Source organism: Vibrio sp. QJM3NY_26, assembly GCF_057786005.1.
In genome coordinates this window covers 91,275-113,829 of record NZ_CM173516.1, presented here as the reverse complement: position 1 = coordinate 113,829, position 22,555 = coordinate 91,275, and the positions used below count along the sequence as shown (strand labels likewise).

The following is a 22,555-nucleotide window of genomic DNA, read 5'->3' as shown; positions in this document are numbered from 1 at the left end:
ATGCTGTATCAACATTTTACTAAATTAGGCTTCAAATTCCACGTCAGTCGGATACACTGTTACCAGTAACATAACTCAAAAATAATAATTACTAATTATGTCGAATAAGAAAAAACGTCCAACATTACAAGATGTTGCCAACTTAGTTGGTGTCACCAAAATGACCGTCAGTCGCTGCCTGAGAGACTCTTCTCAAGTATCAGAAGCACTGCGAGATAAGATCAGCGCTGCAGTAGACGAGCTAGGTTATATCCCTAACCGCGCACCAGACATTCTTTCCAACGCAAAAAGCAATGCGATTGGTGTTTTGGTCCCCTCGTTAACTAACCAAGTTTTTGCTGAAGTTATTCGTGGTATTGAGCAAGTCACCGCGCCTGCGGGTTACCAAACCATGATTGCTCACTATGGCTATAGCGCAGAACTGGAAGAGCAGAGCATCGCTTCGCTGCTTTCTTACAACGTTGACGCGATTATCCTTTCAGAAAACGTGCACACTGATAGAGCGCGTAAGATGCTGCAGACTGTTTCTATACCAGTGATTGAGATTATGGATTCGGTATCGCCAAGAATTGAACAAGCCGTCGGCTTTGATAACTTCGAAGCGGCACGAGCGATGACCAAAACTATGCTCGACCGAGGGCGTACCAATATCGCTTACTTAGCGGCACGTATGGATGAGCGTACGCGCTTGAAAATGGCAGGCTATGAGCATGCGATGCAAGAAGCCGACAAAACGCCAGTAACGCTGCAAACGGAAGACGCTTCCTCGTTTACTCTTGGTGCCAAACTGATTGGCGAGTTACTTGAGAAGCACCCTGAAGTGAATGGCATTTTTTGTACTAACGATGATTTGGCCATTGGTGCTTTTTACGAATGTGTACGACGTGGTATTCAAGTACCAGAGAAGATGGCGATTGCAGGCTTCCACGGACACGACATTACGGTGGCGATGACGCCGCGTTTAGCGACTGTCGTAACACCTAGGGAGCAGATCGGTAAAGTCGCTGCAGAGCAAGTTGTAGCGCGTTTACAAGGCAACAATGAATGGGTGGCGAAGCTGGATCTTGGTTATGAGATTGAAGTAGGTGAGAGTATCTAATCTTACACTTCGGCTTTGATCTTCATCGGATTCAAACTAAAACGCCCTTAACGAGATGAACTTTGCTAAGGGCGTTTTCTATTTATCTAGTAAGAAGCTGTAGGTAGTAAAAGACTTAACCCGCTAAAGCTTGAGCATCCTGTTGTTTCAACACTTTGTGACCATCTTCAGTGACACCACGTTTCCAGTAACTGCTAATGTAGATGTTCTCTTTCGCGACTTCTTTTTCGTTACGGAAGTACTGTCTTAGTTCGCGCATGCTTTCAAATTCACACGCCGTCCATACTGAAACCTGCCCTTCTAACCATTCTGTGTTACGCACGGTTTGTGAAAGTGTTTCTTCAGTTGCATCTTCAATTAACCAAGTGACTTTTATACCTTGAGGTACTTCAAGTGTTTGCTTGTCTGCTGCTGAATTGATCTGAATGACAGCGTGGCCTGCTGCGTGTTCCGGAAGCGTTTTTACTTTTGCAGAGAGCGCAGGTAGCGAAGTCATATCTGCCACCAAGAAGAACCAATCCGATTCTAGATTCAGCCCTTGAATTAATCCAGGGCCTGCCACTGAAACCGTGTCACCTACTTCTGCGTTCATTGCCCATCTTGCAGCAAAGCCACATTGCAGATCTGTGGTGATGTGGCGTACGAAATCAACCTCAATCCACTTTTCGACAGGGTTGTACTGACGAATGGTGTAAGTGCGCATGGTTGGGCGCTCACCTTCGTTCAGTTGACTTAAATCTGTGGTGCCGAGTGGCGAGAACAAAAGCTTGATGTAGCCGCCGGCACATTCGGTTGGGTACTTACTTAATCCTTCACCGCTAAGCGTTATACGCTGCATATTCGGTGTAATGGTTGAGGTTTGAGTAACGGTTAATGTGATAGGGCTAGGCTTGCTCATATAAGGCTCTCTTAGATTTTGATTTCCACATCATAATCCTGAACAAGAAAACACTCAATACTAATAATTATCATTTACTTTTATTTACACAAGCGCAACGTAACTTGAACCCGATATCAATAGAAACAAAAATATCGACAAAAAAGCCCTTTAGAAAACTAAAGGGCTTGAAGTGTTAGAGCTATTTAACGTGAGCAGAATTAGCTGTTTGCTTGCTCTAGTTCAATCGTTTCATCAGCGGCTTTCGCTGCGTCTAGCATCTTACGAATAACGAACGATGCTGCCATTGCGATACCCACCATTACTACCGCTAGGATAGTTAATAGTTGGAAGTAATCACCGTAAACCGTTTGAACGATCTCTTGTGTGATCTCTTGGCCTTTCTCAAGTGCAATAGACGTTGAGAATACAGCACCAACAATGCCTGATAGTGCGATTGCGACAGAGAATAAGCTTACTGAAAAGTTCTCGATGTGCTTAGGTGCAACAGACAGAATGAATGCTACAACCATAGAACCAACAATAACCTCACCAAATGCTAGGAAGAAGTGGATTGCTAGGAACACTTCTGGGCGAATCAGAATATCTTCACCAACGGTCGTTACTGCCATCGTTAAGATACCGAAAGCGATCGCCGTCAGAATGAAAGAGAAACCTACTTTGGTTGCGGTAGAGAAATGAATGTTTTTCTTTTCTAGTTTAGAGAAGATGCCCGTAATGATAGGGCCTGCAACCATACACCAAAGTGGGTTCATTGCCATCGACGCTTCAGGTGCTACAGGGATGAAACCGAATAGATCGCCACGCATTGTGTTGATTGCAACCATTGTCATCGATGTCATCATTTGACCGTAGTACACGAAGAAACATGTCGTCAGGAATGTGATGATTAAGATCGTGCCCATTTTCAGCATGTCTGACTTCTTCGATTTCATCATCAAAGAGACAAAGTAGATGATCGCTGCACCACCAATTGCGTACACGATGTTCTGGCCGATATCCATGTTAGAAAACATGAAGAATACCAAACCAATCATTGCAGCTGAAAGGCCAAGGAATGCAGCCCAGTGTTTAGTGCTTACTGGTTTTTGGTCGATTTCAGCACTTGCTTCAACAAGGCCTTTGCGAACAAAGAGCATCATCAGAAGTGCGGCACCTGCTAGAGCAGCTGAAAGAAGGAAGCCACCGTGGAAACCAACAACAAGCACTAGCATCGGGAACAAGTACTGGCCTAAAAGCGCACCAATATTGTTGACTGAGTAGTTGATAGGGTAGCAGTTTTCGAAATCTTCCTGAGTTTTGAACGTGCGTTTGTAAAGACTTGGGTAAGAAGGGGACATCAAACCACGCGCATAACTCGCTAAAGCAATACCACATAATGCCATTGGAACATTGGTCGCCGCGGCACCGAGTACCAGTAGAGCATAACCACTTGCGAACCCTAGAAAGGCAATGGTCAACGATCGGTATGCGCCTAAAAATTTGTCGGCGATGAAGCCACCTGCAATAGCAAATAGCGGTCCGATTGCAGAGAAAGCACCAACAACCATCATTGTGTCGGCTTCATTGTAGTTAAGATCTTCAAGGAAGAAACGAGTCAAGATCACCATGACGCCATAGAACGAAAGTCCAAACATCATTTGGCAGAACATCATTGATTTGTTTAATCTATTCCACATTATTTTATTCTCACATTAGTATTAAGATGTAGTGTAATAACCTAATTATAATACCATCACTAGCAATACATAAAATGAAACATGCATCCCAAACAGAACTTTACTCGATATACCTTTTCTTATGAGTGCATTGATATTTCTCATGAATGAAATTTGCAATGTTAGATTTTGATAATAGATGCATAACTGTGAGAAATTTAGCTACCTTCATTTGTGGCTAAGTAATGAACGGATAAAGGAAAAGTTAACATTGGTCATCTTGTAAAATGTTCAAGTGAGTATCACTTTCAATTGGCTGTTGGATTTTAGCCAATAAAAAAGCCAGCTTGGTGGCTGGCTTTTGTACGGATACCGAAAACTAAGTTTACAATAACGGTTCTGAGTGAGGCGATTTCTCGTCGTGCGTGTCAACGATGTATTGCGTTTCAACTATTCTCTTTATCTCGACTATTCACCGCATCTAACTAGTCACCGCATCTAACTGGTCACTACATCTAATTGGTCACCGCAACTAGCTATTCACACGGTGGCGCCATGTGGATCACCGCTAAACCACCTAAAGACGTTTCACGGTACTTCTTGTTCATGTCTTTACCTGTTTGGTACATGGTTGCGATAACCTTGTCTAACGAGATAAGGCACTTGCTGGTACGTTTTAGCGCCATACGTGATGCGTTGATGGCTTTCATTGCACCCATAGCGTTACGTTCAATACACGGTACCTGAACAAGCCCACCGATCGGATCGCATGTCATGCCTAGAGAGTGCTCCATTGCGATTTCAGCTGCGATACAGATTTGCTCGTTGCTGCCACCGCGCAAAGCGGTTAAGCCAGCAGCAGCCATTGATGAAGATACGCCGACCTCACCCTGACAACCTACTTCTGCTCCAGAAATTGAAGCGTTGGTTTTGTACAAGATGCCAATAGCGCCAGAGACTGCTAAAAAGTCTTTCAACTGCTTGGTGTCTAGCTCTTTAATGAAACGATGGTAGTACATTAATACCGCAGGAATAACGCCAGCCGCACCATTGGTTGGAGATGTTACCACTTGGCCACCCGCTGCGTTTTCTTCGCTTACAGCAAAGGCAAACAGGTTAATCCAATCCATGATCTCCATTGGATCGTTTTCAATCGAAGCATTCGCCTCAAGCTTTTTCAAAAGAGCAGGCGCTCGACGCGTCACTTCTAAACCGCCATCAAGAATACCTTCGGTGTCAAAGCCACGCTGCATGCACAGAGACATCACCTTCCAAATTTGGTCAGCTTTTTGGTCAATCACGTCCATGCCTTGAAAAGACACTTCATTGCGCAGGATTAAGCCACCAAGGCTAAGCCCTTGCTGTTCTGACAATTCAAGTAATTGGTCGGCAGAAGAAAAAGGGAACTCGACTTGTGTTTCTGCTTCTTGCTTGCCGTTTTGTAGCTCATCAGCGGTTGCGATAAAGCCACCACCAATCGAGTAGTACGTTTCCATATCTAGAAGACTACCGCTTGCGTCAAAGGCAGAGATGGTCATGCCATTTTCATGAAGCGGAAGATTAGTTTTATGGAAGAGTAAGTCGCTTTCTACATCGAAGTGAATTTCATGGTTACCGCTAACCAGTAGAGATTTATCTTCAATCGCTTTACGCATTGCTTGGTTAGCACTGGTAATCTTAATGGTGTCGGGGCGATTACCGAGCAAACCTAACAAAGTTGCTCTGTCTGTGTGGTGACCAATACCCGTCAATGATAACGAGCCATATAAGTCGATTTGAATACGCTTCACTTGCTTAAGCTGAGCATTAATTTTTTGGGTAAAGTTAAACCCAGCGATCATTGGTCCATTTGTGTGGGAGCTGGACGGGCCAACCCCAATTTTGTAGATATCAAAAATAGACAGCATAGTAACTTCCTGTGAAGACGGTTCGATGAACGAACTCTGGTTAAAGTATATCTTTTGTTAACCTCACTTCTTTGAGTGAGCGTATTCTTTCAATGAGATTAATGTTAACAAGCGTGTAGTTCGATGAAATACAAGACCGTGCTATTTTTGCTTTATATAGCTGCACGTTGATTCTTGTGTACCATAAGATGTTGCTATCAATAGTGAGCATTATTGCGAGCTACATTTAGGAATTTAAAAATACTTTTGTTAAGAACTATTGTATACATAATTCACTCCATCTAATCACTAAAACGAGACTTGAACATAAAATGAGCATTAATCACCTCCTTATTGTGCTAGGTAAGCGACTTAATGGGAATAAATTGACTGATGAAGGCATCAGTCGAGTTGATGCTTTGGTGGAGTATCTGGCGGGGCCTTTGGCAGAAGAGCCTATTCAGAAAACGGGTGTTGCATTTTGTGGCGGGGTGACAAAAGGTCAAACCACCTCTGAAGCGGATGCAATGCACCAGTATTTTCGAATTCTGGAAAGCCAGCGAGAATATCCGTTTTCCTTTGGGGCGATTTTGCTTGAGCAGAACTCGACAAATACGGTTGAGAACATTCAGAACTTAGCTTCAGAGATGATTGAAAGTGGACTGTTTACCCGTGGGCAGAGTGTGAAGGTGACGTTTGTTTCGAATGACTACCATTTACAACGTATTTTCGAGATCCAATCACTAATGGACGAACAAGGCTTGCTTAAGGTTTTGGTTGAGAAGTGCTCTGCACTTGGGGTGGAACTACAAGTCGATCCTCAGCTAGAAGCTCATGTTGCGGTGCCATATCCTCATCAAAATACTCAAGGGCAATTGTTTCTGTTGATGGATGTGCTGACAACCTATCGAGTTTATCTTGAAGGTGTTTCTGCGGGCACATTCAAGCGAGATTTGGAGTTAGTTAGGGGGGAGCCTAAAAGACTGTCGTTGGAGGCACTGATAGCGGTAAAGGCGTTAGTAGAGGGGGCGCCTCATTTTGACATCGTCGACACCTTACTCCCAGTATTGGAGCGCTGTATCCAGCAGACTTCAGTGGGTACCGACATACAAAAAGTCAGGGAGTACCTAGCATTACTCGATACTAACCTGACTTTATTGAATCGTTATTTAGACCCAGAATCGGATCACACACATCGCTGGTGGCGATAGATCTTTATTTCTTTCTCGTGATGCCAATAACGGTCTTTAAGCTCGCAAACGCAATCAGGCAGTAAGCCAAAAGTTCAGTGCCTTCTTCTGCGATGTTTTTAACCACGCGCACATAATCATCGCCCATAACATTGTGCCAAAAGCTGCCCATGCCAAATAGACGAGAGAACACCAACAGTAGCATTACGCCAGTAACGAGTAAGTTCATGTGTGGGGAAGCAAGAATAAGCGCAAGCTGATCAATGGTTCTTTTACCATTCTTAATCGCATAGAAAATTGCACTGCCAGCAACCAATAGGGCAGGGACAACCCATGCACCATGTACGATCTTGTCGAACCAAAAATCCATTTCACGAATGAACAACACTGCGAAGAATGCGCTGATAAGAAGAGCTGCGTGCTTAACTTCGCGCCTCTCTCTTGCTAAATAAGCAAAAGAGCCAGATGTCACGATAAGCAGTAACTGTTGCAGCATCTCGGTCGCCGAGACCTCACCAACATTGCCATTTAGCAATACAAAATCAATTCGAAGTGCAAGGTTTGCGACAATGCCTATCGCTAAAACAACGAGAGCTGTTTGGCATCGTTTGTAAATCACTTGAGATGTCGATTGGGAAAGGGTGAACTCTGGCAGTTCAAACGACATTGGAGTTTGTTCATTGGTTTTAGATTGGCTTTTCATAGTAATTCGATGTGTAAATATTTGTAACGGGCAGGCATTCTATCGGCCTCGGTTAGCGCTATGTCAGGGAAATGTCATAAATAAAACACCGTTCAATTGGTGTGGGAGTACGGTAAACTGCCGCTTGGTAGCGGTCAGTCTACGTAATGTAATAGGATTTGATTAGGTGGGATTCGTGACAGAATAACGTCGTTTACAGGTGTGACGTCATCAGTTCACGATGTCGCAGTTTAGCTTTCTTCTTTTTGCTCATGGTTGTTGCGGTAGTATTCCCATTGCTCGATACGTTCACCGTCATCAAACACACAATAAGTGGTGCGTTGATTGTTTTCAGTTACGGTTTCTAATTCACCATCTTGTTGAACACAATAAACCGCGGCTGGGTTAGCGACTGAAACACGTTGGCCTTCGCTATATTCTGCATAGTCGTTTGCACAACCGCCCAACACAACGGCAAATACAGCCATCAAACCAAGTTTCTTCATGTTTATCTCCTATGTGATAACTCTATAATTGAATGCGTTAAGTTCTACAGAACCAGATTAGAAGCTCTATGAAATTAGTATATTTTAGATTTCAGAAAAGGTTGTCCTAATTTGGTCAAGATATTGAAATAGGTTGATATTTCGCTATTTTTAAGTGCTTTTTGAGTGCTTGATCAAGCTGACATAGCTGATGTTATAACAGGAACGGCCTCCGTCAATAAGGCGCTACTTGATGGTTATTTTGACTCGATAGCCGTGGGCGAACAGCGATCAAAAGCAGAGGGTATGTGTTCTTGTGGGGTACGGAGAACCTCGAATCTATTGATGATTATGATATGATGCCGCCAAATTTAGTAGAGCAGTCAGAATCATGAGACACCTAAAAACCACCATCCACCCTGATATCGATCATCTAGACAATAAAACGGTATACAAGCGTAATGCTGCCCGCGCCATTGTATTAGATGGTGAAGACATTCTGATGCTCTATACAGAGCGTTATCACGACTACACCATTCCTGGTGGTGGTTTGGATGAAGGTGAAGATGTGATTGCTGGTATGGTGCGTGAACTCGAAGAAGAGACAGGCGCGAAGAATATCCATAGCATTAAGCCGTTTGGCATTTTTGAAGAGTTCCGTCCTTGGTATAAAGACGATGCGGATATGATGCATATGATCTCTTACTGCTACTCATGCAAGATCGATCGTGAGCTTGGTGAAACGGCTTACGAAGATTATGAAGTGAAAAACGGGATGAAGCCGATGTGGATGAATATCCATGAAGCGATCGCTCACAACGAAAAGACCATGGCTGAGAGCTCTAAGAAGGGCATGAGCATTGAACGTGAAACCTTTTTGCTGCATTTGATTGCCAAAGAGATGCTTTAGCCTTTTAATAAATCGAGACTGTTTAAAAGTAGAATACTTTTTAAACAGTTTTGCTAGCCATGAACGAACAATAATACCTACCCTTTTACTTGACCAAACACATCGTAGTTTGAGTTTTAAGCAAAACGCCTCCAGCCTTTAAACAACTTATCCGGTTTCCAAACAGCATAGAACGTTGCTGTATCTAACAGACTTTCAAGTTGACTAATCTCTTATCAAGTTGACTAACCTTTCTTCAAATTGATTCTTATTTTGAAGAACAGACCGTTTTATCCTGATTGTAATTTGTAATTTGAAAAATAAGTCTTATTTTTCAATGTAATACGATTATTTTCAAATAGTTAGAAACTTGGCTTCTCTTTTGCTTCTTTGTATTAAGCAGCTCGCTTTATCGGCACTAAAACAATAAACAAAGATGCGAATAGTTTGTTTCAGAGTTAACGGAGACGCATCTTTAACTTGCCGTTCAGAGTTCACACACTTTTCAAGGAAATCGCTCATGCGAAGAAGAAGTCGAGGTTTACTATGAAATACAAGCAAGTTATTTATCTTATGACGGCAGTGGTCAGTGTTCCTGTCTACGCAGCGACGGTAGATTTGGATTTTTCTAACCATGTTGAATCAACGAATGGCAGCAGTGGTTGGGCCGGGCCTACCTATGATGGGCCTGACATGCATTTTCTGAACGTCGGAACACATGATGGAAAAACAATAGACGCCAAAGTGTCTAGTAGTGTGTTTGGTGATGCGACATTTTTGTTTCATGCTCCTAACTACAAAGTTGGCGCGACGCAGCCTTCAGGAGATATTGGTTTTCTTTACCAAACTAACTCAGCGGGCTCTGCAGGCTTAATCTATACCTTTGAATTTTATGATGGTACAGATGGCCTCTCAGGTACGTTCTCAGTGCCTTATACACTTCCCGAATTTGACATGATTGGTTATGACATTGATGGCGAACCCGTGCAGTCGGAGCAAGTCAGAGTGTTTAAAAGCGAAGGTTTCTACAGTTACCAGCTTGGTAGTGCTAGCGCGAGTTTGACGGTGGAAGAGAGTGCCGATGGAACGTCGGTGCTATTCACCGGACCAGGTACGAACTATTCCGAAACTGACACATCCGGTGCCGTAAAATTCACCTACAAGAACACCTCGATCGTTACTCTACAATTTGAAACGGTTACGAGTAGTAGCAGTAGTTTCCCTAACCCGATTTTCTCGGCATTTGACGGTAATTGGGATTTATCTGGATTTACTACGCCAATAGAAAGCTCAGACGAATCTGATTTTGGTGACGCGCCTGATAGCTATGGAACATTACAGGCGAGCAACGGTGCTGAGCATGCGATTTCTTCCACGCTGTACCTAGGCGCTAGCATTGATGCCGATACTGATGGCCAACCTGGCGCATCATCAAACGGTGATGATTTGGATGTTGGCGGAAATGATGATGACGGTATTGCATTGCTGACGAACCTTGAAATCGGCCTAGACAGTTTAATTAACGTCAATGTTGTTGGTAGTGGTTATCTGCAAGCTTGGGCTGACTGGGATATGAATGGGTCTTTTGAGGATGACGAGCAGATATTGAAAAACCATTCTGTTGTCGATGGAAGCCAAGTTGTCCCTATTCGAGTGGGAGACTATGCTACCGTTGGTGGAGTACAAACTCGATTCCGTTTAGCGAGTAGCCCTAACATCCCTAGTGACGGTTATGTTGGTGATGGTGAAGTTGAGGACTACGTGTTCAACGTTACGGATCCTGGCACAATGCTTCAACATTCGAATTACTATACAGCAGCCTTCGAAGATAATTGGCCAGAAGTTGGTGACTTTGACTTAAATGACGTCGTGGTTTACTACCGCACTACCATTTTAAGTAAAGATGACGCAGTACTTCGAATGGATATTACGGGAACCATAATGGCCTACGGTGCTTCTTATGGTAATGGACTGGGATGGAAGCTTGATGGCTTCGATGAGTCAGATGTCGATCTTCAAACGGCTCGAGTGCAAAAGAATGGCGCGACTCGAGTAAATATCTCGCCGTTTACAGGTGAGGATAAAAATGTTGCATCGCCAGGAGGAGACCTCGTTGTTGTCGCTTCGTTGAACCTAAAAAATGATCTTCCGATTCACGGTGAGTGCATGTTCCACCGCACTAATCCTTCTTGTAGCCCGACGTTAGAAGCTGACCAAATGACGTTCAGCATTTCTCTACCGTTTGCTTCTGGAAGCGAGCCGACAGTGAGTTCACTGATGCCATTAAGTGGCTTCGACCCATTCATCTTTGGAGCAGGAGAAGGTCAATACCATGGTGATAGCTTCGTTACATCTCCGGGTAAAGACTTAGAAATACACACGGCAGACTTACCACCAACGTCTCGTGGCACGTTAGTGAGTGATTTCTATGGCATCGCGCAAGACGATTCAGACCCATCTAGTGATAAATACTATCGAACTACGCAAAACATGCCTTGGGGAATCTTAATTTCATCGCCATGGAACCACCCGTCAGAATATATTGATATCAGTGAGGCTTACCCAGAGTTCGCAGAGTGGGCTACATCAGGTGGTGTTTCGAAACCAACGTGGTACCAAAACCCTAACGCCAACAAAACTTGGTCAACGGAAGACTAATCAGGAGGATTTATGAATACAATTAAACTAATGCTGAGTAGTGTAACTTTGGCCTCTCTTACTGCTTGTGGTGGCGGTGGTGGAAGTAGCTCTTCATCCCCAAGTTCTGTGTCGGCATCGCAGTCTTTGAAATCGGTTGAGCTATCGATACCGGAAGGTTTTGATTTTTCGACGGAGAGAGAGGTTACTGTATCCGTAGATGTAGCAAGTTCGCAAAGTACTCGAGGTTTTATGAGTATCTACATTGAGTTTAATGGTGAGGTAGCTGACTACACATCGCAAGTATTGAGAAGCCCAATCAATGAAGGTATTGATTTCTCAACAACGCTGCTTCTTCCAAACCATGTGGAGAAAGTTTGGGTTGAGGTTTGGTACCCATCAGCAATGGGAAGTGAAGTGAAACGCTCAATCGATATCGATGATAATCAGATAGACGTTGTTCTTTAAAACGAATGTTCTCATGTAATCAGATATTTGCCGCCACTTTTGGCGGCAAAGTTGTTTCTAGCAATGCTAAAATGTAATAGCAGTAATCAATTATTGAATATGGTTGATATTGTCAACTAAGTGATTTTAATGTATCTTTAGCTCAGTGATGACCCTATCGAGCTCAACTGCCCGGTCATATCGCTAGTTCTCGCTGTGAGCCTGCCCTAAACAAAGAATACTATGAATAAAAGACAGTTTATTGCCCATTATCTGCGCATGAATCGCACCTCGTACTTACTAGCGATTGTGTTCATTTTTCTCGTCAACTGGTTACAAGTAGAGATCCCTCGTTATATCCAATTGGCGATAGATTTGATTGATGACGCTTCTTCAACTGGCCATCAGCAGCTGCAAAGCTATGTTTGGGTTGTAGTCGGCATGTCTGTCGCCATGGTGGTGGTGAGAATTCTGTCTCGTATCTATGCGCTTAATCCGGGGCGAATTACTGAAGCAGCACTAAAGAGTACACTTCTACAAAAGCTGAATCGCTTACCGAGCAGCTTTCATGAACGTTTTGCTTCAGGTCGATTGATCTCCATCATCAATAATGACCTCAGTGGCATTCGTTTGCTGTTTGGTGTCGGCTTCTTGCAGTTCTTCAATGCGTTGCTTGCGTTGTCGTTGACTCCTCTTTACATGTGGCGCATATCGCCAGAACTCACACTGTATTCGATCATTCCTATCTCAATCGCTTTTGTGATTTTTCGTGTGGGATTCAAGCGTATGAAAATACTGCATTTAGAGCACATGAAACGTTTACAAAACTTGTCTGCTCAGCTAATGAGTTACCTGTCTGGGATCGATTTGATTAAGAGTCAGCAGATGTCACCTTGGGTGAAAGCCGAAACTGAAAAGCTTAACCAGTTATTGCTTGAGTGCCGCCTTAAAATTACACGTATTCAGGTGTTCTTTATGCCAGTACTCGATTACGCCAATGACTTGATGAAAATCATCATTCTTGGGCTTGGTGGCTACATGTTAATGAGACAAGAGCTAACCCTCGGTGAGATCACTGCTTTCCTAACTTACTCGGTTTTACTCGCTATGCCATTGATGCAGCTTGGCAGAATCGCGACCATTTATCAGCGTGGCATGGTAGGTATTCAGAGCGCACAGACTATTCTTAATGCCAAAGTTCCCGAGCTTGATGAAGATAAGCTCACGGAGTTAGATGTTGAATCGCTAAGGGGAAAAACGTTTTCCGTTCGCAATTTCAGCTTCAGCTATTCGGGTGAAGAGCGTGTGATTCTTGATGACATCAGTTTTGATATTCCTGCTGGTAAGAAAGTGGGTGTGCTAGGTGGAATCGGAGCGGGTAAAACGACATTAGTGAACTGCTTGAATCATCATTTGGATGTACCAGAAGGCTCGGTTTTCCTTGGCGAAAGGGATATCACTAGCTTCTCACGCAGTGACTTGCGCCGTTATGTAAAAACCGTGACTCAAGACCCTTTCCTGTTTTCAGCAACCGTCGAGGATAATATTCGTTTTGGTAGCTTAGATACTGACTTGTCAAAGAATCAGGTTGATGAAGTACTTGAGCTCAGCCAGTTGGCGAGTGACGTTACTCGTTTTGAGCATGGTGACCAAACCTTAGTCGGTGAGAAAGGGATCATGCTGTCAGGCGGCCAGAAGCAGCGCTTAAGTATTGCGCGTGCTTTATTGCAACCCACAGACCTGATCATCATGGATAACGTTCTATCGGCTGTCGACTATGAAACAGAACGTAAGATTTTGGAAGGCCTGTTTAAGCGCTTGGAAAATCAATCGGTACTTGTGGTTTCACACCGTGTTAATGCCCTTGAATATATGGACGAAATCATCGTGTTGAATGAAGGTAAAGTGATCGCGAAGGGTGACCATGCGACGTTATTGAAAACATGTGATTACTATTACGATACATGGCAGTTACAGCAGAATGAAACGGAGGCAGCAGCATGTTAAAAGGTGTTGATCTTAAGTACCTCAAGCACTTTTTTAAGTTTGCTAAGAAATACAAACGCTCTGCGATTCTGGGCATCGCTATGCTTCCGCTCTCTGTCATTACAAGCTTATTGTTTCCTTGGCTGATCATTCAAGTGATTGATGTACATCTGAGCCATGGGGATATGGATGGACTGCTCGAGTACGTCTTCTATCTAGTCGCAGTTCTGGTGGCGAGCTATGTGGTGGATACTATCTATTCATATAACCTGCGTAAAACGGGTCAATATACGATAACCGACATGCGTTCAGTGTTGTTTGCTCGCGTGCTTAAATTGCCACGCAGCTATTTTGATAACACACCGATTGGCGTCACGCTTTCACGATTAACCAGTGACTTGGAAACCATCGGCGAGACATTTGTTCAGTCGGTTGTAGGTCTAGTTAAAGACAGCATCAATACCATTGCTCTGTTGGTGATGATGTTCTTCATTGATTGGCAGTTAACGATGATTGTGTTGATTATCATGCCGCCAGTGATGTACTTGACGGTGTATGTGAGAAACCGACTTCGCGCTTTGTATAAGGTGACTCGTTCTTCGTTGGCTCGCGGTATTGGCTTCCTACAAGAAGTCTTATTTGGCATGAAAACGGTTCAGATGTATCGAGCCGAAGAACAAGTCGAACAACGCTACCAAGGCTATACTGATGAGTTTCTGAGAGCACAGAAGAAAATCAATAAATACGATGCGATTTTGTTCTCGTTTATCTCGGGCATTACCTCAATCACGATCGCAATTATGATCTGGTATGGCTCTGAGCAAGTGATAGAAGGGGCACTCACCTTGGGTGTGCTGATTGCGTTCATCAACACTTTAGAAAAAGTGTTTGTTCCGATCCGTGACTTTACTTCACAGATTGCTTCGATTCAGAGTTCATTTGCAGCGTTTGACCATATTGAAGAGCTGTTTGTTGAGCCGACTGAAGAGGAAGGGCGCAACCTGCTGCCATCTAACAAGGTTGAAAAACAGCTCGAACAGTTTGTGAGCCTGGAGTTTAAGAACGTGAGCTTCCGTTACCAAGACGACTCTCCCTGCGTTCTAAAGAATGTTTCGTTTGTATTGGAGAAAGGGCATCAAATCGCGCTTGTGGGTTCTACGGGATCGGGCAAGTCGACAATTCTGCGTCTAATCTCTAAAACCTACCAAGACTATGAAGGCAGCATTCTACTGAATGGAATAGAGCTGTCGCAGATCTCTAGTGAAGACTCTGCTCATTTGTTCTCAATGATGATGCAAGACGTGCACTTATTTGAAGAGACAATCCAATTCAATATCGCGCTGGGTAAAACGCATTTATCTAGAACTGAGGTTGAGCAGGCAGCGCGCTATGTTTATGCCGATAAGTTTATTGAACAATTGCCACAAGGTTATGACTTCCACTTGGAAAAGAACGGCTCCAATTTGTCTGTGGGGCAAACGCAGCTTATTTCGTTCGCACGAGCGGTTGCACAGGGTGGTCAATTGATGATGCTTGATGAGGCGACCAGTTCGGTAGATTCAATCACCGAAGACCTCATCCAAAAAGCGATGCAGCGTCTGTTTAAGGAAAAAACCGTGATTGCGATTGCGCACCGTTTGAGTACCGTTCGTCACTCGGATACGATTCTGGTATTGGAACAGGGTGAAATTGTTGAGCAAGGTAATCATCAACAGCTGGTGGCATACAATGGAATTTACGCAGGGTTGTTGAATGAATCGATTGTCGAAACGGGCGATTCCCAAGTTACGGTAGCCTGATTGCCTCAAATTTAGGCTGTTGCTTTCGATGAGATAAATTGGCCTTGTCTATGCTTCACCAGTTTCTATTGTTTTCTAATACTCCCAAGAGGTTAGGGAAATTAAACATATTTTTCGATTATTAATATGTTATGATCTCCCTACTACTAAAGGGGTGTCTTCGTACATCGGGATGTATGCGAGCAAAACGTAAGTGCTTGTGTCAGTCACTTTCTGGCGAATATGGAATCGAAAATGTTGTTGGAAGAAGTTGTAGAAATTATCGAATTAACCGACTCAGACCATTTATCTCAAGCAATGGAACTGTTTAACGAGCATGGTTTTGTTGATGCTGAGTCTTTACCTTTTATGGATGTTGTTTTTGAAACAGCACCGGATCACCTTGCGAAGAAGTTGTCGCAGGTTGGTTTTAAAGGTTTAGTGCAAGTCGAAAAGAATGAAGATGCATCGGGCTTCACCATTATTGATGCTGACCGCGTTCTGCTAAAAGACTCTGCTTAGCTGTAAGACTTTGCTTAGATACAAGACTCTGCTTAACTGTAAGATTCTTCTTAATTACAAGAATAAGATTCAGCGTAATGAAAAGGCTCTATCCAGTTCAGTAACACCCGTTATGATTATTTGAGGTTAACACAGTGACAACAGCAGCCGCTTCATCAACAGAGCAACACATTTCTAATGAACATGCGCTTTTAGGGGCATCGTTATTAGCGTCTCAAAAAGTTGAGTTGGCTCTGTTCAGTGTTATCTCTAAATTAGCTAAAGCACTGCCAAAGGAACAACAGCAGCCACTAGGCTTGGATTTGGATACCTTTTTAAGGGAAAAGCCAAGTGAGCAAGCCTCTATGCTGAGCCTATACGAACAGACGTTTGGTGAGCAACTTCCTTTGAAGGCCAATGAACTCAACGATTTTATTTACCACCGAAACTTGGTAACTCGTGGCTTTTGGCGAGTGACTGGGGCTGATGTTAAAGGCGGTGAGAAGCTTGCGAACCCAGAGCTATATTTAAAAGAGTTCTTGGCCAAATGTGAATACTGGCAAGTGATGCTTGATACCCAAACCAAGTAATCAAATTGAAATAAGAAAGCCATAGCGAAACATGCTATGGCTTTTTTGTTTGTGTAAACCATGCTGAATTTTTTAAAGCAGATGATTACCTCGAATACTGAGAACATCACTTATATTACTTAAATATCCCTCCAAAATTTAAATCATCATCTTCAATACATAGTTCCTAGAGACAAAGTGGTGTTTAAGTGCAGCACAAACATGAAGAACAACTAAACAGGCTAGGGCAATACAACTGGCACGATGTAAATAGAAAAAGAAGCCGTTGATTGCAGGATCGGTAATTGGGTTATTCACGATCACTAACCAGAATAACGAATAAGGTTCTTTCAGCATCAAATAACCGGTGCTGAAAACCATAAACATCACTAGATACATCAGGGAGTGAGCAAGTTTAGCAACGCATTTTTGCCCTTCAGGTACAGACAGTGGCATGGTTGGTGATGACCGGAAGTGGCTCCAGACATAACGAACCACGAATAATGGCGTCGCAATGGTCGCCAATGACATGTTGAGCACTGACAGAAAAGAAAATAGCTCTGGATGACTGGTGACATAGTGCATCACATACCCTGCGACTGTTGCATAGATGATGACAGATGCCATGATCCAGTGCAGCACCCGGCTCATTAAATCGTATCGTGGATTGTTCAAATTAACCTCGCTCTGATCGTTATTAATATAAGATTCATCTCGATGCAATAAATCAACTCTTGGTATATTCGCATCGCGAATTAATTATATAGAACAGTATTACGCGGTATTTTTATAATTTAGAAATTAATGATGTTGCTTCAGGTGTTTTATAATAATCAATGATGTTTTAGAGTGTTAATTCCAATAAGGAGAAGGCAGAATTGCCAACTTTCTAGCTTGTCTTGCGATTAAGAGATACAGTTAACAAAGATTAAATATATAAGGAATGTATAAATGCTTCGAACCCTATTGATTGCAGTGTTATCACTGGTCACGACCATGAGCTTTGCAAGCGAGGAGGTTAAATACTCAGAGAAAGAGTATGTAGACCGACCATTGATGGAACGCTACATCTTAGATGAGTTGAAGCAGTTGCGAATGGAACAGCAAGATCTGGAAAGGCGCTTGACCATTCAGATGACCGATCGTGAGCTTACAGTCGCCGATAAGTCATTGAATTATGCCAATGTCACGGTCACGTATTTCTTCTACATTATTGCGGGTGTTGCTTCTCTTATTGCATTGGTTGGTTGGCAATCACTGAAAGACCTCAAACACACCACCAAAGAAATGGCTGACCAGCGACTTAATTCGATTGCTCAAGACTACGAGAAGAAATTCAATGTTCTTGAAAGGGATCTTAAGCGTAAGACCAGAATTATCTCAGAGAACAACCGAGAAATCGAAATCATCAATGAGATTCACAATTTATGGCTCAGAGCGCAAAACGCTCAAACCGCCGAGCAGAAGATTGAAATTTACGATGAGATATTGAAGGTTCGTCCGGGTGATTTAGAAGCGTTGACCTATAAAGCGGATGCTGCGATGGATATGCAGGAATACCACTGGGCAATGAGCCTATGTAACCGCGTGTTAGAAGTGGATGACCAAAATGCCCACGCCTTGTATCAACGTGCTTGTTCGTATGCAAGGTTAGGAGCAGAAGGTCAGGCTATCGATGACTTAGAGCGTTCTATTGAAGCCAGTGGTTCAATGAGAGAGTTGTTAGCTGAAGAGCCAGACTTTGAGATGCTGCGCGGCTTAGATCGTTTTGAAGCGCTTTGTGAAGAGTAATGTCACATAAGGTGGTGGGCTTCACACGCCCACCATATTTTGGCAACTTTTGTGGAACGGTTTCTTACATTTCGTTTATTCTTTTGAATTAATTGTTATGTTATAACACTTGCCAAGTTCCTTGTTATAACCGCTAAGTATTTTATGAAGTTCCTCCCTATTGGCCTGATCGTGATCGCTATCAGTGCATTCTCGCTTTCCGTTTTGCTCCATTTTCAATCCGAAGCACCAGAAGAAATCTCAATTCAAGTCACCCCTTATAAAGATTTATTAACTCATCAAGAGGGGGCATCAAACTCATATACAGATTCAGAGGCAAGCTCAAGAACGTTGATGAAAGTTCATTATTTCGTGAAGGTTGGAGATACGCTCAGCAACATATTTTCGTCATGGAAACTGCCTTATGAGACAGTTCAAAAAGTGATGGAAGCGGATCTTGAGTCTTTGAAGCTCGATACAATAAAGCCTGGCGATCATCTAGAGTTGCTTTTGGATAGTGACTCTAAACAACTCGTAGAGCTGATTTTCCATGAAAGTCTCGTAGAGCAAGCTGTCTTCACTAAAAATGATGATGGAAGCTTTAATTACCAATTCCATGAAATGCCTGGCGAATGGAAAGAAAAGCTCTATAAGGGCACCGTTCATGGCAGTTTTTCAACGTCAGCATACAAAGCGGGATTAACAACCGCCCAGATAGCCAATATTACTCGAACGTTAAGAGACAAGATTAACTTCTCAAAGCAGTTAAGAGCGGGCGATGAGTTTAATGTGTTGGTTAAGGAGCAATACACAGGCGACCATCTAACAGGAAAAACAGAGGTCCAAGGCATATCGATTACGTTACGAGGTAAGGAAGTGGCCGCGTTTCTTGCTCCAGATGGACGCTTCTACGACAGAGAGGGTAACAGCCTTGAGCAAGCGTTCAATCGCTACCCAATAGACAAACAATTCCGAAGAATTACTTCGCCATTTAACCCGTACCGTAAGCACCCAGTGACCGGACGTATATCTCCACATAATGGTACTGACTTCGCAACACCTGTAGGTTCGCCAGTTTATTCAACCGGTGACGGTCGAGTTATTGCTATTCGTAACCACCCGTATGCGGGGAAATACATAGTGATTGAACATAACAGTGTTTACAAAACTCGCTATCTGCATTTAAGCCGATTCTTGGTTAAGAAGGGGCAACAGGTTAAGCGTGGGCAGAAAATTGCGTTGTCAGGCACGACTGGTCGCGTAACCGGGCCGCATTTGCATTTTGAAGTACTGGTGCGAGGAAGAGCTGTGGATTCGATGAAAGCGAACTTACCTTTAGCGAGTTCTATCTTACCTGAAAATAAAGGTGCATTCTTGGCGAGAGTTGCCTCGTTTGATGACATGCTCTCAGGGCAAAAGGTTGCACGAGTAACATCAAGCTAAGTATCAGCTTATAACCGTTCTAACCCTCTGGCGGCTATTCATCAAAGGGTTGGAACGAGTTTTCATTAGACTGCCTGATTGCTCAGTATCCTAATAGATTAAGTGCTCATGTGTTGAAATCTTAAGTGACTAAGTGACTAAGTGACTAAGTGACTAAGTGACTAAGTGATTGAGCGACTAGGCGATTAAGCGACGACAACCGCCGTGCCGCTCGCCGATACCATTAGCATGCCATTACCCGTTCCTAGTACCTCGTAATCGATATCTACGCCCACAACCGCGTTCGCGCCTGCTTCAATGGCTTTTTGTTCTAGCTCTTTGAAGGCGTAGTTACGTGCTTTCTCTAGCTCTTTTTCATAAGTGCCAGAACGCCCACCAACAAAGTCACGGATTCCTGAAAACATATCTTTGAAAACGTTAACGCCTAGAATGGCCTCTCCGGCGATAACTCCTTTGTAATCGACAATGCGTTTGCCTTCAACAGATTGAGTGGTGGTAATAATCATAATGGCCTCTTGTAAGCTTGATGAGCTTTTACTCGCTGTATGGATTGATAGTTTGGTCTTACTCTTGAATAACATCGCTCAGTGATGTCTCTGAGCGTGTGAACTCATGTCTTAACCATGTTCTCAGTTTTAGCACACTTTCTTGTTTTAATTTGTTTTTTGGGCAAACAAAATAGAAATCTTGGTGTGGATTCGCGACGGGTTCGCCCAACTCCACTAGCATCCCATGGCTGATGTCATCTTTCACAAACAAGCGATGCGTAACCAATACGCCTAACGAACGAATTGCAGCTTGAACCGCTTGAATAGAGACATCAAACGTTAGATTGCTATGGAATGTGGGCATTGGGATTTGGTAATTGTCGCACCAGACTTGCCAGTCGTGTTGTCGCCTGAGGTTAAAAACGCCAATGGTCGGGTTTTGTTTGACGAGTTGCTGGACGTTTAATCCGGTCTGGTTTTTCAATAGAGCAGGGCTGCACACCAAGACCAGGTCATCGTCGCCGAGCTTTTCGCTGTAATATTGTTCCCACTCGTTTGGCTTGCCATGTACGAGGGCAATATCGACACCTTCTTGTTCGATATCGAAAGGGCCGGTTAATGTCGAAATACGGATATCAAGTGAGGGAGCAAATGCTTGGAATTCGGGGACTCGAGGGATCCACCAGTGCATCGCGAGTGAGTTCACCATGTTAAGAGTGATACGGTGATCGTTAGGCGTTCTGGCAAGCTCTTCGGTGGCTTCTATCACTTGCTCAAGTGCGGGCGCGACCTTTCGATAATATCGCTTACCGGCGGCATTAAGAACAACACGACGACCTACTCGCTGAAATAGCGGTTTATTAACCAGTTGCTCTAGTGATTTGATGGCTTGGCTTACTGCAGAATGACTGACAAACAACACTCGAGCAGCGTCGGTCATGCTGCCGGTTTCAGCAACAGCAATGAAAGCATAAACGGATTTAAGCGGGACGAGTTTCTTCATTGGTAAGTTTTCCTTACAGTTATGGTTAATATTACTCGCTATTTTTCATCACGTCACGCTTCTAAAATAGGTGTCATAGGAGGTGATAATTATGTCTGATATTACCAAGGCGACGACTTTCATGTTGTTGTCGACGTTCAGTTTGTCTTTGAGTGGCTTGATGGCCAAGTATCTATCTGAAGTGATGCCAATCTCGTTACTCAGTTTTGTGCGTTTTTTGTTACCCAGTCTGTTCTTATTCTTATTCTTGATGTTCTACAAAATAACGAAACCTTCACTCGATATGTGGAAACCTTTAGTGATGCGGGCGATCTTTATGGTGGCGTGTCAGTGGTGTTTCCTTACTTCACTACAAACCTTAACGCTGGTTGAAGGTGTGGTGTTATTCAGTACGGGGCCTCTGTTTATTCCATTGTTAGAAAAATTAATATTCGGAACCAAGATTCATACAACGACTATCGCATGTTTAGCAATTACATTCTTCGGCGTAGTGATGATGGCAGGGGATTGGTCGCAGTTTGAGTTTGGTTCGGAGTTCTTTAGACCTGCACTATTGCTTGGACTTCTAGCGGGTGTGTTTAATTCTGGCTCGCAAGTGAGTCTGTACCGAGCATCTAAAACCAGCCTGACACCAGCAGAGCTTAACGCATGGACCTTTTTAGTCGCAGCAATACTCGTTATACCTATGCTCGTGTTTACTTCTGTTTCTGCTGTACCAGATATACTTAAGGGGGACAGTGTGTATGGAGCTTTAACGACTTTGCTGTCGTTTGATGGCTTGCGTTGGATTGGACTTGGTGCATTTGGACTCGCACTGTTTACCATCAATACTCAAATTTTCCGCTCCAAGGCTTATAAGCTTGCAGATAGCGGTTCCCAGTTGGCACCACTGATTTTTACTAACATGCTGTTTAGCGCCTTATGGCAGGGTTTGTTCTTTGATGATGTGTTTTCTACTCAGCAGATGATTGGCATTAACCTGATTGTTGTGGCGAGCATTACCAACACGCTATTAGCGAAGAGACACAGCAAAGCAAAAGCCAAGCAAACACCGCGAGTCACAGTGGCTGTAGCGACGGTAGCCACTGTAGTGGACGTTGCGGTGCTGGATTCTGCGGCTAAAAGCTAATCATTGATCTTATAGCC

The 22,555-nt window shown here is 43.5% G+C and carries 20 protein-coding genes; 12 read left to right on the top strand and 8 right to left on the bottom strand.

Annotation, left to right across the window (positions count from 1 at the left end; genetic code table 11):
- The first annotated feature begins 97 nt into the window (after window positions 1-97).
- Entirely contained in the window at window positions 98-1,099 is a 1,002-nt protein-coding gene (gene gntR, locus AC3CH4_RS16005) for a gluconate operon transcriptional repressor GntR (protein WP_154723734.1), read from the top strand.
- Between the two features lie 115 nt (window positions 1,100-1,214).
- On the opposite strand, the gene AC3CH4_RS16000 is transcribed toward gntR, so the two are convergent.
- The 3 genes from AC3CH4_RS16000 to AC3CH4_RS15990 all read right to left on the bottom strand — a co-directional run bounded on the left by AC3CH4_RS16000 (window position 1,215) and on the right by AC3CH4_RS15990 (window position 5,562).
- Window positions 1,215-1,997, bottom strand: a complete 783-nt coding sequence (locus AC3CH4_RS16000) for a siderophore-interacting protein (protein WP_473577879.1) — start codon at window positions 1,995-1,997, stop codon at window positions 1,215-1,217.
- Between the two features lie 200 nt (window positions 1,998-2,197).
- Window positions 2,198-3,676, bottom strand: coding sequence for a peptide MFS transporter (locus AC3CH4_RS15995; protein ID WP_473577881.1), 1,479 nt, complete (start codon window positions 3,674-3,676; stop codon window positions 2,198-2,200).
- 515 nt (window positions 3,677-4,191) lie between these two features.
- Complete coding sequence (locus AC3CH4_RS15990) at window positions 4,192-5,562, bottom strand: L-serine ammonia-lyase (protein WP_473577883.1); 1,371 nt, start codon at window positions 5,560-5,562, stop codon at window positions 4,192-4,194.
- A 311-nt stretch (window positions 5,563-5,873) separates the two neighbouring features.
- Here AC3CH4_RS15990 and AC3CH4_RS15985 point away from each other — a divergent pair, with 311 nt between their 5' ends.
- Entirely contained in the window at window positions 5,874-6,752 is an 879-nt protein-coding gene (locus AC3CH4_RS15985; RefSeq protein WP_488544009.1) for a YdcF family protein, read from the top strand.
- 4 nt (window positions 6,753-6,756) lie between these two features.
- On the opposite strand, the gene AC3CH4_RS15980 is transcribed toward AC3CH4_RS15985, so the two are convergent.
- Entirely contained in the window at window positions 6,757-7,434 is a 678-nt protein-coding gene (locus tag AC3CH4_RS15980) for a hypothetical protein (protein WP_171315733.1), read from the bottom strand.
- Between the two features lie 230 nt (window positions 7,435-7,664).
- The gene (locus AC3CH4_RS15975) at window positions 7,665-7,919 is read right to left on the bottom strand and encodes a putative hemolysin (RefSeq protein WP_102442190.1); all 255 of its coding nucleotides are present in this window, start codon (window positions 7,917-7,919) and stop codon (window positions 7,665-7,667) included.
- Window positions 7,920-8,289: 370 nt separating this feature from the next.
- Here AC3CH4_RS15975 and AC3CH4_RS15970 point away from each other — a divergent pair, with 370 nt between their 5' ends.
- The 7 genes from AC3CH4_RS15970 (at window position 8,290) to AC3CH4_RS15940 (ending at window position 16,726) form a co-directional block, all read left to right on the top strand.
- Window positions 8,290-8,808: an NUDIX hydrolase gene (locus AC3CH4_RS15970; RefSeq protein WP_017082444.1), complete on the top strand. Its 519-nt coding sequence runs from the start codon at window positions 8,290-8,292 to the stop codon at window positions 8,806-8,808.
- 525 nt (window positions 8,809-9,333) lie between these two features.
- On the top strand, window positions 9,334-11,445 hold the full coding sequence (locus AC3CH4_RS15965) for an LruC domain-containing protein (protein ID WP_488544008.1): 2,112 nt from the start codon (window positions 9,334-9,336) through the stop codon (window positions 11,443-11,445).
- A 12-nt stretch (window positions 11,446-11,457) separates the two neighbouring features.
- Window positions 11,458-11,892, top strand: a complete 435-nt coding sequence (locus AC3CH4_RS15960) for a hypothetical protein (RefSeq protein ID WP_488544007.1) — start codon at window positions 11,458-11,460, stop codon at window positions 11,890-11,892.
- Between the two features lie 222 nt (window positions 11,893-12,114).
- On the top strand, window positions 12,115-13,878 hold the full coding sequence (locus AC3CH4_RS15955; RefSeq protein WP_372243522.1) for an ABC transporter ATP-binding protein: 1,764 nt from the start codon (window positions 12,115-12,117) through the stop codon (window positions 13,876-13,878).
- Window positions 13,872-15,656, top strand: a complete 1,785-nt coding sequence (locus AC3CH4_RS15950; RefSeq protein ID WP_488544006.1) for an ABC transporter ATP-binding protein — start codon at window positions 13,872-13,874, stop codon at window positions 15,654-15,656. The genes AC3CH4_RS15955 and AC3CH4_RS15950 overlap by 7 nt, the downstream gene beginning before the upstream one ends.
- A 234-nt stretch (window positions 15,657-15,890) precedes the next feature.
- Window positions 15,891-16,157, top strand: a complete 267-nt coding sequence (locus AC3CH4_RS15945; protein WP_054547069.1) for a hypothetical protein — start codon at window positions 15,891-15,893, stop codon at window positions 16,155-16,157.
- A gap of 134 nt (window positions 16,158-16,291) precedes the next feature.
- Window positions 16,292-16,726 (top strand): hypothetical protein, encoded by a 435-nt coding sequence (locus tag AC3CH4_RS15940; RefSeq protein ID WP_488544005.1) that lies wholly within the window; start codon window positions 16,292-16,294, stop codon window positions 16,724-16,726.
- A gap of 138 nt (window positions 16,727-16,864) precedes the next feature.
- Here the strand turns inward: AC3CH4_RS15940 and AC3CH4_RS15935 are convergent, their stop codons facing one another.
- Complete coding sequence (locus AC3CH4_RS15935; protein WP_108150412.1) at window positions 16,865-17,356, bottom strand: cytochrome b; 492 nt, start codon at window positions 17,354-17,356, stop codon at window positions 16,865-16,867.
- Window positions 17,357-17,656: 300 nt separating this feature from the next.
- Here AC3CH4_RS15935 and AC3CH4_RS15930 point away from each other — a divergent pair, with 300 nt between their 5' ends.
- Together AC3CH4_RS15930 and AC3CH4_RS15925 are read left to right on the top strand one after the other, a co-directional pair.
- Window positions 17,657-18,496, top strand: coding sequence for a tetratricopeptide repeat protein (locus tag AC3CH4_RS15930; RefSeq protein ID WP_065205922.1), 840 nt, complete (start codon window positions 17,657-17,659; stop codon window positions 18,494-18,496).
- Between the two features lie 144 nt (window positions 18,497-18,640).
- Window positions 18,641-19,918 carry a peptidoglycan DD-metalloendopeptidase family protein gene (locus tag AC3CH4_RS15925; RefSeq protein ID WP_488544004.1) on the top strand — a complete coding sequence of 426 codons (1,278 nt, stop codon included), beginning with the start codon at window positions 18,641-18,643 and terminating at the stop codon, window positions 19,916-19,918.
- A 185-nt stretch (window positions 19,919-20,103) separates the two neighbouring features.
- Here the strand turns inward: AC3CH4_RS15925 and AC3CH4_RS15920 are convergent, their stop codons facing one another.
- Both AC3CH4_RS15920 and AC3CH4_RS15915 read right to left on the bottom strand, forming a co-directional pair.
- A complete protein-coding gene (locus AC3CH4_RS15920) occupies window positions 20,104-20,424 on the bottom strand; it encodes a heavy metal-binding domain-containing protein (protein ID WP_004730185.1) in 321 nt (106 codons plus the stop codon).
- A gap of 58 nt (window positions 20,425-20,482) precedes the next feature.
- Window positions 20,483-21,409: a LysR substrate-binding domain-containing protein gene (locus AC3CH4_RS15915; RefSeq protein ID WP_054547064.1), complete on the bottom strand. Its 927-nt coding sequence runs from the start codon at window positions 21,407-21,409 to the stop codon at window positions 20,483-20,485.
- Window positions 21,410-21,500: 91 nt separating this feature from the next.
- On the opposite strand from AC3CH4_RS15915, the gene AC3CH4_RS15910 reads away from it, so the two are divergent.
- Entirely contained in the window at window positions 21,501-22,538 is a 1,038-nt protein-coding gene (locus AC3CH4_RS15910) for a DMT family transporter (RefSeq protein WP_474356689.1), read from the top strand.
- Window positions 22,539-22,555: the final 17 nt, after the last annotated feature.